The 15181-nt window shown below is 43.2% G+C and carries 1 protein-coding gene; it reads left to right on the top strand.

The annotated features are described in order from the left end of the window. The first annotated feature begins 100 nt into the window (after positions 1-100). On the top strand, positions 101-15178 hold the full coding sequence (locus tag MT391_RS09845; protein WP_499497842.1) for a BspA family leucine-rich repeat surface protein: 15078 nt from the start codon (positions 101-103) through the stop codon (positions 15176-15178). Positions 15179-15181 lie beyond the last annotated feature (3 nt).

Genomic DNA, 15181 nt, shown 5'->3' with positions numbered 1-15181 from the left:
ATAAAAAATACGCTTTTCAGTGGGATCAACCTTATTCACTGTCTTACTTAATGGCCACTGCTACTACTAATTACTCCTCAGAATTAGGGGTGTAGTGGTGATGAAATTTGTGATGAAAAAATCGACATCGATTAAAAAACGTAAATATAACGCGCCTGTTATTGAAGGGCTTGAGCCGCGTATTTTACTGTCAGCTGACTTACCGGGGTTAGATCTATCTGCTGGTGATCTCGATTTACCTGATCACATGTCAACGGAAGATATTTTACGCGATGCGCAGGCAGAATTCGATTATATTGACGCGCAAGATACAGCTATTAATGATGCTAACCATTCCGAATCACTGGTTGAGTCAAGGTCACAAACCACTGCTATCAATGATTCTAGTCAAGACAACAATCAATATGCTCAAGATGACCATTCCGAATTATTGATTGAGTCAACGTCACAAACAACCGATATTCGTCATGAACTGGTCATTATTGATGCCGATGTAGAAGATTACGCGCAATTAGTCGAGAGCATACAATCACAAACCGATGATGACGTTACTCTTGAAGTGATTATTCTAGATTCAAACCGTAATGGTATTGAGCAAATCAGTGAAATCCTCGCAGACCAACAAAATCTAGATGCTGTGCACCTTATTTCCCATGGGTCATCAGGTTCAGTGCAGGTCGGTAACAGCCAATTAAGCCAAAGCGAATTAACTCAACACTCACAGACAATAAGCCAGTGGGGTAATGCATTTTCAGCCGAGGGTGATTGGCTTATTTATGGCTGTGATTTGGCTGCTGATGCTCAAGGTATCGCGTTTATTGATACGCTATCACAATTAACCGATGCCGATGTGGCCGCGTCCGATGATTTAACCGGAGATACTGACCTTGGTGGAGACTGGGAGCTTGAATATGAAGCCGGCACAATAGAATCTAATGTGATTATTGATGCAGATACCCAGCAAAACTGGAGCTATTTACTGGCTGATAATCCTGACTTACTTGATGGTGATGAAGACTTTACTACTGCGACTTTAAATACCGATATGCTAAGTGGATATAGTGCGAGCGCCTCTATTACTGCAGTTAATGCGACTGCACTCACCGGGGTAGAACAAAGCATCACTGTCACCAATGGTACTGTCAACATAGGTGCAGACGGAAATATCACTTTCAGCGCAGCTGCTGATTATAACGGTGCTGTGAGCTTTAATTACACCATTAATGACGGTGGTACTGAGACTATAGACAGTGCGAGCGGGACGATTGCGGCGGTTAATGATGCGCCTGTGCTTAACTATACTACCAACCTATCTGATATTTCTGAAGATCCAACCACCAATACGGGTGATAAAGTCTCCGATATTATTGCCCGTGACGGTTTCTTCACTGATGTTGATGCGGATGCGCTCCAAGGAATAGCCATTTATGGCCTCCCTGATACTAATGGATATTGGGAGTTTGATACTGGCTCTGGCTGGCAAAGAGTTGATTCAATATCTACAGAAACAATATCTCTATCCAATTCACTTTTATTGCGTAGTGAAGATAGTTTGCGCTTCGTTCCGAACTTAGATTGGAATGGTCAAGTGTTTATTGGTTTTGCAGGGTGGGATCAGACGTCTGGTACATTTGGTTTACAAGGCTCCACTGTTGATGCTTCTTCTTTTGGCGGCACCACAGCATTTAGTGCAACAGGTACCGGTCCTTCAATCACAGTTACAGCCGTCAATGATGCGCCAAGCATCACCTCTGATGCTTCTATTAACGTAGCAGAAAATATTGTTGAGGTTACCACTGTCACTAGCACTGACGTTGATGGGGATACTGTTAGTTATACCATTACTGGTGGCGCCGATGCGTCATTATTCAGCATCGGCAGTGCAACAGATGAATTAACCTTTAACTCGGCACCTGATTTCGAGACGCCTACTGATGTCGGTGTAGACAACATTTATAACGTTCAGATTACTGCCACAGACAGTAATAATGCGACAGATATTCAAGATCTGGCGGTGACAGTCACCAACCTAAATCTTGAGGCCAGTGATGATACTTTTACTGTTTCGGCAGGCGTCCCGGTCACCATCGATCCGCTCAGTAATGACATCGATGTAGACGGTGACAGTTTAACGCTTACTCATATCATCGATACTGCAGATAATGATACAACATACGCTCTTGTTACAGGAACGCCCATAACCCTAGCATCGGGTGCGGTGATTGAACTGCGTGCTGATGGTCGTCTTAAGGTCACAGCCGCCACTGCCGTTAATGAGAGTTTTGATTATGTAGTTACAGACGGCAAAGGTAACAGTGATACCGGCACCGTCGACTTAACGGTGGGGGGCGACCAAACAACAGCAGAACAGATTGGTTTTGTGACTACTTGGAAAACCGATAATGCAGGCACATCTGAAGATTACCAAATTAGTATTCCAATTGGGAGCAAAGGCTCTGGAGATATTAATTTTACTGTTTACTGGGGAGATGGCACATCAGACATTTACAACTCGGAAGATGGGTTTGATAAAGATAAGATAGAACACACTTACGCTGACGCAGGCACTTATACCGTTGCTATTATCGGTGACTTTCCCGGCATTAACTTCGATACCAACGAAGATAGTAAGACCCCGAATGACGGTGATGCTGACAAACTATTAACTATCGAGCAATGGGGCAATATCGCTTGGCAGGATTTAGACGATGCCTTCGATGGTGCGAGTAACCTTGTTATTAATGCGACCGATGCGCCCGACCTTTCTGCAATAACCGATCTTTCTGAGATGTTTAAGGGCGCGATTACTACTAAAATTGACTCGACTATCGATACAGAATCGAAAACTTTGGATTGGGATACATCGAACATCACAGACATGAGTTTCATGTTCAACGGCGCTAAATTTTTTAATCAAGATATTAGCGGATGGAATACGTCTAAAGTTACGAATATGAGCTATATGTTCGACGGCGCGACTTCATTTGATGGCAATATAGGTGCGTGGGACACCTCAAGTGTCACTAGCATGCAAAGTATGTTCTCAGGCGCAACTGCGTTTGGCACTACTGAGTACGATACAAATATTGGTTCATGGAATACATCCAACGTCACCACCATGCAAAGTATGTTTAAAGGGGCATCCTCTTTTAATCAAGATATTGGTGATTGGAATACTTCAAGTGTCACCAATATGTGGAATATGTTCCAAGGAGCATCAAAGTTTAATAGGGATATTAGTACAAAAACTGACATAGATGGAAATGACATTTCATGGGTTACATCAAATGTCACTACAATGGAAAACATGTTTTCTGGTGCCACAATTTTCAATCAAAACATTGGCAACTGGAATACTTCAAATGTCGAAAGTATGCGGAATATGTTCCAAAATGCTTCAAAGTTCGACCAGGATATTAGTACAAAGAAAGACATAGACGGTAAAGACATTTCATGGGGCACCTCGAAAGTCACCACTACATCAGGTATGTTTAGCGGTGCTACCTTATTCAATACTGATATCACTAATTGGGATACTTCGAACGTCAAAATAATGAATTCGATGTTCAGTGGCGCAACAAAATTTAACCAGAGTCTGAGCGACTGGAAAACTGGCAGTGTAACTGACATGAGTTTCATGTTTAACGGCGCTACTTCATTTGATGGCAATATAGGTACATGGGACACCTCAAGCGTCACTAGCATGCAAAGTATGTTCTCAGGCGCAACTGCGTTTGGCAAAGATATCAATACAAAGACCAATACAGAGACTGGTGAAACTTCATGGGACACCTCAAGCGTCACTACCATGCAAAGTATGTTTAAAGGGGCTTCATCTTTTAATCAATATATTGGTGATTGGAATACAGGCAATGTGAGCAATATGCTGAACATGTTTTACAATGCTAGCAAGTTTAATCAAGACATTGGTGGTTGGAATACCAGCAACGTTACAACCATGCAAAACATGTTTTACAATGCGATCAAGTTTGATCAAGATATTGGTGGTTGGAATACCGCTAAAGTCACCAACATGAGTTTTATGTTCCGTAATGCCAGTGATTTTAATCAAGATCTCATTTTTAATTCAGATACCAACGCATGGAATACTTCTCAAGTTACTAACATGTCTTTGATGTTTCAAGACGCTTCATCCTTTAACGGCAAAATCGGCTCATGGGATACGTCAAGTGTCACTGACATGCAAAGTATGTTTTTGAATGCGAGCGATTTTAATCAAGATATTGGTGACTGGAATACGTCAAAAGTCACTAACATGAGTAGTATGTTCAAAGGGGATAGTGACGCAAATCCAAATGTCTTTAATCAAGATATTGGACGCTGGAATACGTTAAATGTGACTACCATGCAAAATATGTTTAACAGAGCAGACGCTTTTAATCAAAATATTGGTGCATGGAATACGGAAAATGTTAATACCATGGAAGCGATGTTTTTCGGTGCGAAGGCTTTTAACCAAGATATTGGTGGCTGGAATACTGGCAATGTTACCAGTATGCTGAACATGTTTTACAATGCAAGCGCGTTCAACCAGAACCTCGACTTCAATTCAGGCACCAATGCATGGAACACATCTAGCGTTACCAATATGGGGTATATGTTTTACAACGCGTCTGCATTTGACCAAAGTCTTGGTGATTGGAATATAGCAAACGTCACCAATATGGCAAGCATGCTAAGAAATAGTAATTTGTCCATTAGCAACTATGACAGCACGCTTACAGGTTGGGCAACACAAACGGTAAACTCTGGTATCTCGCTTGGCGCCGATGGGCTTCACTATAGCGATGTTAGCGCTGTTGATGCGTTAAAAGCGAAAGGATGGACAATTACAGATGCAGGTAGCGACAGTGTTGTCACTATTGAATTCGACCCTGCTGTATTCAGTGCAAATGAAAACGCTGGAACGATGACCATCAGCTATATAGTCACCTCTAAGTTTGAAAGTACCACCGCTAAGAATTTTGATTTTACCGTTACTGGCGGTACAGCCACTTCGGGCGAGGATTATACTTTTACTTTACCTATCACGATTAAAGCGGGTGATTACACCAGTCCTGATGTTCAACCGCAGACCATTACCATTACCCTTAACGATGACGATACCCCAGAAGATGATGAAACTATTTTATTAGCGCTTGCAGCTGCGGACGGTGAGCAAAATGTCGAATTTGGTACTCAGGACAGTGCTGTAGCAACTATCTTGAATGATGACAACCATGCGCCAGTAATAGAGCAAAATGCCGGTATTAGTTTAACGACTATCAGCGAAGATATGGGTGAAGACAATATCACTGGCAACTTGATTTCTGAGATACTTGCCAGTTCAAATACGGACACTGATTCTATTAGTGATGCAGATAGCGGAGCCTTAGAAGGTATCGCGATTCGTGGTCTATCAAGTGTTAATGGTGATTGGCAATACGATATCGGTTCAGGTTGGGTAACAATAAATTCTGTTTCTGAAAGTGAATCACTCTTGTTGGGAGCGGATGACAGAATACGTTTCATCCCCGACTCTGATTGGTATGGTACAGAGTTGTTAACCTACGTTGCTTGGGATCAAACATCAGGAGTACATGGCGAAAAAGCGAATACTTTTAATTTAGCAGATGATCGTGGTGGAACTACGGCATTTAGTAAAGGGCTGGTGGTTGCCAGTTTAACCGTCACAAGAGTCAATGACACTCCTACTATTGAAATAACGGCTAATGACTTTACTGAAGATGCTGGGGGCTTAACTGCGGGGGGCAGCATTGCGGGTAGTTACACCACCGATGATCACGGTGATGGCGACCAATTAACGGTAACCTTTAATACGGCGAGCACTCATTACACTTTAGATACAGTAAACGGTAAGATACTGCTGACACAAGCGGGTATTGATGTCATCAACGTGGGTGGCACGCTCGATGCGATTGATCTAAAAGTCACCGATAATAACGCAACGCCATTGTCTAGTACTGCTTTAGATACGCCAGTGGTAACAACAGTCAACGATGTTGAAACCTTGAGCCTGACCGATGTTACGGTGACCGAAGATACAACAGTTGCTGGCTCCGTGATGGGAAGCTACACGCTGACCGATGAAGAAGGCGGCTTAACGGTTGACTTTACCGCAGGCACTAACACAAACAGTAGCTATGAACTAGATGGCACCGACGTTAAATTAACCGCGGCCGGTGAAGCGTATTTAGATGCGGGCAATACACTGGCGAACATTAGCTTAACCACCAGTGATGGTGTGACCGCAACCAATACTGTTACCACTAACACCATCAATGATCCGATTGTATTAACGGTCGATCTGATTGATATCTTAAACGAAGATACGGTTAAAACAGACACCATAATTGCAACTATTAGCGCCACTGATGAGGATGGTGGTGATATTAGTTACCGTTTGAGCGCGGCAGATGGAACCAACTATAAAATTGATAGCGAAACGGGTGAAGTAACCTTAACGAATGCCGGGGTGACCTGGGTGAACAGTGGGGAAGATCTTCCTGACTTTAAAGTAACAGCGGCTTCAAATACAGGTGATACGTCAACAACGACACAAACCGTTAATCTAGAGGCTCTGACTGGTTTTATTACTACCTGGAAAACCGATAATTTTGGCACATCTGATGATAACCAAATTAGTATTCCAATTGGGACCAAAGGCTCTGGAGATATTAATTTTACTGTCTACTGGGGAGATGGCACATCCTCAACGCACACATCTGGTCCAGCAGAACACCAATATGATATAGCAGGCACCTATACCGTTTCAATTGTCGGTGACTTCCCTGGTATTAACTTCGACGACTCCAACACAAAGAATAATAACCCCGCTTCCACTGATGCTGACAAGTTATTAACCATCGAGCAATGGGGCAATATCGCTTGGCAGGATTTAGACGATGCCTTTGAAGGTGCGGATAATCTTGTTATCAATGCGACAGATACGCCTGACTTATCTGCAATAACCAATCTTTCTGATATGTTTAAGGGCGCGACCAGTATTAATGCCGATCTCAGCGGGTGGGTTACATCCAGTGTAACCGATATGTCTGGCATGTTTAATGGTGCCACTGCTTTCAATCAGGATATTGGAGGTTGGAATACTTCAAATGTCACCAACATGCAAAGCCTGTTTAGTAGTGCTTCATCTTTTAATCAAGATATTAGTGCCTGGAATACGTCAAGTGTCGTCAATATGCGGGATATGTTCTTAAGCGCCGATGCCTTTAACCAAAATATTGGAGATTGGAATACTTCAAATGTCACCACTTTGCATGGCATGTTCGCCTATACCGATGCCTTTAACCAAGATATTAGTACATGGGATACCTCTAGTGTCACCAGTATGCAGTCTACATTCTTTGGTGCCATTGCCTTTAAACAGGACATAGGGGAGTGGGATACCTCTCAAGTTACGACTATGCAAAATATGTTCCGTGCTGCCTATGCCTTTAATCAGGATATAGGGAAGTGGGATACCTCTAGCGTTACGACGATGTTCAATATGTTCCGGTATGCCACAGCCTTTAACCAAGATATAGGAGCGTGGGATACCTCTAGTGTTAAGACGATGGCAAATATGTTCCAGGGTGCCAGTGCTTTTGATCAGGACATTGGCAGTTGGAAGATCAATAACGTAAATAATATGGGCAACATGTTAAGTTCATCAGGTTTGTCGATCGAGAATTATGATGCAACCTTGATTGGTTGGGCTGCACAGGCCGTGAAGTCTGACATCACTGGCATCACTCTAGGAGCAAGCGAATTGTATTATAATGCCTCTGCTACTGATAGGAGTTCACTGATTACCGACCACGGCTGGACAATTGAGGGCGATAATCTTGTTAGACTGCAGTTGGATCTGGATGCGGACGACTCATCAGCTGCAACAGTATCAGATTTTGAGACGACTTGGACAGAAGACGGTGGCGCTGTTTTGATTGCGGATAATGATGCAACAATCATCGATAACAGAAGCGACAGCAGTTCGAACTTGACATCGGTAACCGTGACACTCACAAACCTGCTTGATATTAATTCAGAAACGCTCTCTGTAGATACAACCGGTACATCGATCACTGCCAGTTACGATTCTGGTGTCCTCACCCTTTCCGGTCCAGACAGCCTAGCTAACTATCAACAGGTTTTACGAACAGTTACCTATGACAATAATTCGCAGTCCCCAGATGAATCCGAACGTGTTATTACGTTCGAAGTGAGTGATGGAACCTATACAAGCAATCTGGCTAGCACGACGGTTAAAGTCGTAGCGGTTAATGACCTAACGGTTGTGAATGCTGATTCAGGCTTGACCAACGAAGATGTTGACATTGATATCGATGTATTAGCCAATGATAGTGATACGGCTGATGGTGTTGATGCGGTGATCTCACCAGTGGCTAGCGTAACACAGGGAACCAACGGTTCAGTATCAGTCAATACTGATGGCACAATTAAATATATCCCGAATACTAACTTTAATGGTACGGATAGCTTTACTTATACCAACGAAGAAGGCCAAGAAGCCACGGTTAATGTCACGGTGGATGCCGTGAACGACTTTACGATTGTCGCTAACGATACCGCGACGACTAACGAAGATGCAGCGATTGATATCGATGTGTTAGCCAATGATGATGATAGTACTGATGCCGTCGATAATGGCAGTGCTGCTGTAGTCTCGCCGGTAGAAAGCGTGACTCAAGGTAGCAACGGTATCGTGACGATCAACGCTGATGGCACCGTGAAATATACGCCGAATGTGAACTTTAACGGTGCTGATAGCTTTACTTATATCAATGAAGAAGGCCAGAAAGCCACGGTTAATGTCACGGTCGATGCGGTTAATGACTTAACGATTGTGAATAACGATATCGCGACGACTAATGAAGATGCGGCAATTGATATCGATGTGCTTGCGAATGATAGCGACACAGTTGATGGTACTAAAGCAGCAGTTTCGCCAGTGGCTTCTGTTACCCAAGGCGCGAATGGTATCGTGACGATCAACGCCGATGGCACGGTGAAATACACACCGAATGCTGACTTTAATGGGTCGGATAGCTTTACTTATACCAATGAAGAAGGACAGGAAGCCACGGTTAATGTCACGGTGGATGCTGTGAACGACCTTACGGTTGTCGCTAACGATACTGCAAGCACCAACGAAGATGTTGCGATTGATATTAATGTATTAGCCAATGACACTGATACAGCCGATGGCACTGATGCGGCAATTTCACCAGTGGCCTCTGTTACCCAAGGCACCAACGGCAGCGTGTCAATCAACACCGATGGCACAGTGAAATACACACCAAATGCTGACTTTAACGGCACGGATAGCTTTACTTATACCAACGAAGAAGGCCAAGAAGCCACGGTTAATGTCACCGTGGATGCCGTGAACGACCTTACGGTTGTCGCTAACGATACCGCGACGACTAACGAAGATGCAGCGATTGATATCGATGTGCTTGCAAATGATGATGACTCAACCGATGGTACTGCAGCGGCGGTTTCGCCGGTAGAAAGCGTGACTCAAGGTACCAACGGTATCGTGACTATCAACGCTGATGGCACGGTGAAATACACACCGAATGCAGACTTTAACGGCACTGATAGCTTCACTTATACCAACGCTGAAGGACAGGAAGCCACGGTTAATGTCACCGTGGATGCCGTGAATGATTTAACCGTCGTAGCTAACGATACCGCGACGACTAACGAAGATGCGGCAATTGATATCGATGTACTTGCGAATGATACCGATACGGTTGATGGCACTGAAGCAGCGATCTCACCAATAGAAAGCGTGACTCAAGGTACCAACGGTATCGTGACTATCAATGCCGATGGTACGGTGAAATACACGCCGAATGCTGACTTTAACGGCACTGATAGCTTCACTTATACCAATACTGAAGGGCAGAAAGCCACGGTTAACGTCACCGTGGATGCGGTTAATGACCTAACGGTTGTGAATAACGATACAGCAAGCACCAACGAAGATGCTGCGATTGATATTGATGTGTTAGCCAATGACACCGATACGGTTGATGGCACTGAAGCAGCGATCTCACCAGTAGAAAGCGTGACTCAAGGTAGCAACGGTTCAGTAGTAGTTAATGCCGATGGCACGGTGAAATACACACCAAATGCTGACTTTAACGGGTCGGATAGCTTTACTTATACCAATGAAGAAGGCCAAGAAGCCACGGTTAATGTCACGGTGGATGCGGTTAATGATTTAACCGTCGTAGCTAACGATACCGCGACGACTAACGAAGATGCAGCAATTGATATCGATGTGCTTGCAAATGATGATGACTCAACCGATGGCACTGAAGCAGCGATCTCGCCAGTAGCCTCTGTTACCCAAGGTAGTAACGGTTCAGTAGTAGTTAATGCCGATGGCACGGTGAAATACACACCGAATGCTGACTTTAACGGGTCGGATAGCTTTACTTATACCAATGAAGAAGGTCAGGAAGCTACGGTTAATGTCACCGTGGATGCGGTTAATGACTTAACTATTGTGAATAACGATATCGCCAGCTTGAACGAAGATACTGCGATTGATATCGATGTGCTTGCAAATGATGATGACTCAACCGATGGCACTGCAGCGGCGATCTCGCCAGTAGAAAGCGTGACTCAAGGTACCAACGGTTCAGTAGTAGTTAATGCCGATGGCACGGTGAAATACACACCGAATGCTGACTTTAATGGCACGGATAGCTTTACTTATACGAATGCTGAAGGGCAAGAAGCAACGGTTAACGTGACTGTGGATGCGGTTAATGATTTAACCGTCGTAGCCAACGATACCGCGACGACTAACGAAGATGCGGCAATTGATATCGATGTACTAGCCAATGATAGCGATACAGCCGATGGCACTGATGCTGCGATTTCGCCAGTGGCCTCTGTCACACAGGGTATTAACGGTAATGTCTCAATCAATACTGATGGCACAATTAAATATATCCCGAATACTAACTTTAACGGTAGCGATAGCTTCACTTACACAAATGAGGAAGGCCAAGTCGGCACAGTGAATGTAACTATTACAAACGTAAACGATGTAGCAGTCGCTTTTGATGATGCAGTCACCACTGATGAAAACAGCATCTTAAATAGCAGTGTACCCGTGGCGAGTGATGTAGATGGAACGATAGTAAGCTATCAACTGGTTGATGATGTAAAAATAGGTAAACTGATCTTCAATGAAGATGGAAGTTATACTTTTAATCCAAATGCAGATTTTGATGATTTGGCTGTTAATACAAGCCGTGATGTGGCTTTTACATACACTGCGACAGATAATGAAAACGGCATAAGTGAAACAAAAACAATCACTATTACGGTAACAGGAAGCAATGATCTACCAATCATTGATAACGTTAAGGGCAGTACACAAGTTGAAAATACTGCTGCTGCAGGAGATATCGTCGCGATCTTCGGCGCTAGTGATGCAGACGGTGACACCGTGACGTTTAGTCTCTCCAGTGGTAATGACAACGGTTACTTTGAGATTGATACGAACACAGGCAACGTGACTTTAACTGCTGCTGGTCAAACGGCGATTGAAAACGATATTCTTAACCTCGGTAACCAAGTGATAGGTGTGACTGCCAGTGACGGTATAAGCAGCTCAAGCGAAGCCAGTGCAATAATTGTAATTAACCATGTAAATGACAACGCGCCGACCATTACAACTAATGTGGGCAGCACTCAAGTTGAAAACATTGCGACTGCAGGAGATGTGGTTGCCACTTTCAGCGCCAGCGATGTAGATGGTGATAAGGTGACTTATCATATTAATAGTGGTAACAGCGATGGTTACTTCACTATTGATGGCAATACAGGAGTGGTGACGCTAACAGAAGCAGGTGAAACAATACTATCAAATGATGCCTTGGTTAACGCTGTTTATAGTTTAGCTGTTACAGCCACTGATGGTGTATTTGTATCAGCGCAAGCTACAGCAACTATATATTTTGAGGCGATCAACGACGCGCCAACCATCAACACCATTATCGGTAGCACTCAAGTTGAAAATATTGCAGCAGCGGGAGATGTGGTTGCAACCTTTACAGGCAGCGATTTAGACGGTGATGCAATAACTTATAACATCAGCAGTGGTAATGATAATGGCTACTTTATTATTGATACTAATACAGGTGTAGTGACCCTAACGAACGCTGGTGAAGTTGAACTGGATAACGATGCCTTAACTAACGCTGTTTACACATTAGGCGTTACAGCCACTGATGGCAAATTAACAACCGAGCAAGAGACAGCAACGATAGAGTTTGCTGCGATTAATGATGTGCCCACCATTAACAAGGTAAATGGTAGTACCCAGGTTGAAAATATCGCAATAGTGGGTGATCTAGTCGCAAGCTTCGCTGCTATTGACTTAGATGGCGACGCTCTGACTTATCGTATTAATAGTGGCAATGAAAATGGCTATTTCACGATTGATGCTAATAGCGGCGAAGTAACATTAACAGAAGTAGGTGAAGCAACACTGGCTAACGATGCTTTAATCGATACCTATTTTAAGTTAACTGTCGTTGCTAATGATGGCCAAATCGATTCCTTAGAAATGACTGCTGATATCCTATTTTCTGCAATAAATGATGCAGCATTGGTTAGCTCGGAGACTAAAGTAATCAATGAAGCAGATGAGCCTATTACCACTAGCGGTCAACTAACTGCCAGTGATGTCGATAATGAAGATAATGCTTTTAAAACTAGCACTTTAGTTGGCACATACGGCACATTTGATATTGATGAATCCGGTGCTTGGACTTTCACTGCGAACGACGCTTTTGATGTCTTGAATGAAAATGAAAACATATCAGAAACCTTCAACGTCGCCAGTATCGATGGCACAGCCAGTACCGTTACCATACAAATTAACGGCACTAATGATGCGGCTACGGTAAGTAGCGAAAGTCAGGAAATTAATGAAACAGATTCGGCTATTACTACCGGCGGTCAATTAACATCGAATGATGTTGATAATGAGGATAATACCTTCATTTCTGATACGCTAATCGGCACCTACGGCACGTTTAATATTGATGAATCCGGTGCTTGGACTTTCACTGCGAACGACGCTTTTGATGCCTTAAATGAAAATGAAAACATATCCGAAACCTTCAACGTCGCCAGTATCGATGGTACAGCCAGTACCGTTACTATCAAAATTAACGGCACTAATGACGCAGCAACAGTAAGTAGCGAAAGTCAGAAAATCAATGAAACAGATTCGGCTATTACTACCGGCGGTAAATTAACAGCCAGTGATGTCGATAATGAGGATAATATTTTCATTTCTGATACGCTAATCGGCACCTACGGTACATTTAATATTGATGAATCCGGTGCTTGGACTTTCACCGCGAACGACAATTTTGATGCCTTGAATGAAAATGAAAACATATCTGAAACCTTCAACGTCGCCAGTATCGATGGCACAGCGAGCAAAGTCACTATTCAGATTAACGGCACTAATGATGCGGCTACGGTAAGTAGCGAAAGTCAGAGTTTAAGTGAGACGAATGAAGCTATTACCACTAGCGGTAAATTAACAGCAAGTGATGTAGATAATGAAGATAATACCTTCATTTCTGATACGCTAATCGGCACATACGGCACGTTTAATATTGATGAATCTGGGGCTTGGACTTTCATCGCTAATGACGCTTTTGATGCCTTAAATGAAAATGAAAACATATCCGAAACCTTCAACGTCGCGAGTATCGATGGCACAGCTAGCACCGTTACTATTAAAATTAACGGCACTAATGATGCGGCTACGGTAAGTAGCGAAAGTCAGAGTTTAAGTGAGACGAATGAAGCGATTACCACTAGCGGTCAACTAACAGCTAGTGATGTAGATAATGAGGATAATACCTTCATTTCTGATACGCTAATCGGCACCTACGGCACATTTAATATTGATGAATCCGGTGCTTGGACTTTCATTGCGAACGACACTTTTGATGCCTTGAATGAAAATAAAAACATATCAGAAGCCTTCAATGTCGCGAGTATCGATGGCACAGCTAGCACCGTTACCATACAAATTAACGGTACTAATGATGCCGCGGTAGTGAGTAGTCAGCGTTTGGAAGTAGATGAAACAGATGCCCCGATCACCACTGCTGGTCAATTAACTGCTAGTGATGTTGATAATGAAGAGAATACCTTTGCTGCAAATACTATTGTAGGCAAATATGGTACCTTCACTATTAATGCCTCAGGTGCATGGGTGTTTACGGCAAAATCAGCATTTAATCAATTGATTGAGGGTGAACATTATGCAGAAACCTTTAATGTCAGTAGTATCGATGGAACCATCAGTACAGTAACAATACAAATTAATGGAACAAGAGAAACAGACACCAGCATTACTGATAATGAGATAATAAATGAACCTGAAATGCTTGAGCCAACGCCAACTCCTGATGACAATACAGACTCACCTGAAGATATTGTAGATAACAACATTGCTACAGAAGCTGTTAATGATGTTGATCTTACTATTGACATACTAGGCGAACAGGGCCGATTCATGACCACACCATTGGACGAAGATATCTTCCTGAGTGTGCTTTCTGAGCGTCCCGCAAGTAATGACGATAATGATAATACCTCCTTAGTTGAAGAGCAAAGCCAAACATTTCTTCAGGAATTAACCTCAATTTGGATTGATAATGGAATACAAACAGAAACTATAACGCCGCTCAGTACAACGGTTGCTAATATTGGCTCACGTAGCCCTGAATTTTTAGATGATTTGGATAAAATGCAACAAGACTTAGATGCTTCTGCAGAACAAAACCAAATCATTCAAGACCTGAACGTTGGAACAGTCGCTGGCGTGGGTATTACTGGTGCTGCTATTTTTGTAAGTTGGTTATTACGAGGGGGCACTCTGTTAGCTAGCCTTTTAACCGCAATGCCTGCATGGCGTTCGCTGGATGTTTTACCGATATTGACGGCCAGTGAGGCATTAACCCCAGCTGAATCAAGTGATCCTGACGCTGCAGGGGGAGATGCAGCAGGCGCTAATATCGATGCATTATTTGAAGATCAAAGTCCAGTACAATCACCTGATGATAGGATTAAAAAATAACCT

Source organism: Vibrio sp. 1-Bac 57 (assembly GCF_037546855.1).
GTDB lineage: Bacteria > Pseudomonadota > Gammaproteobacteria > Enterobacterales > Psychromonadaceae > Psychromonas.
The sequence above is the reverse complement of the archived record's forward strand: the minus strand, read 5'-3'. Positions and strand labels throughout refer to the sequence as shown.

What these genes read in the sequence shown, in the direction of transcription:
- MT391_RS09845 (WP_499497842.1), top strand. Translation starts at nt 101, where the DNA reads ATGAAATTTGTGATGAAAAAATCGACATCGATTAAAAAACGTAAATAT.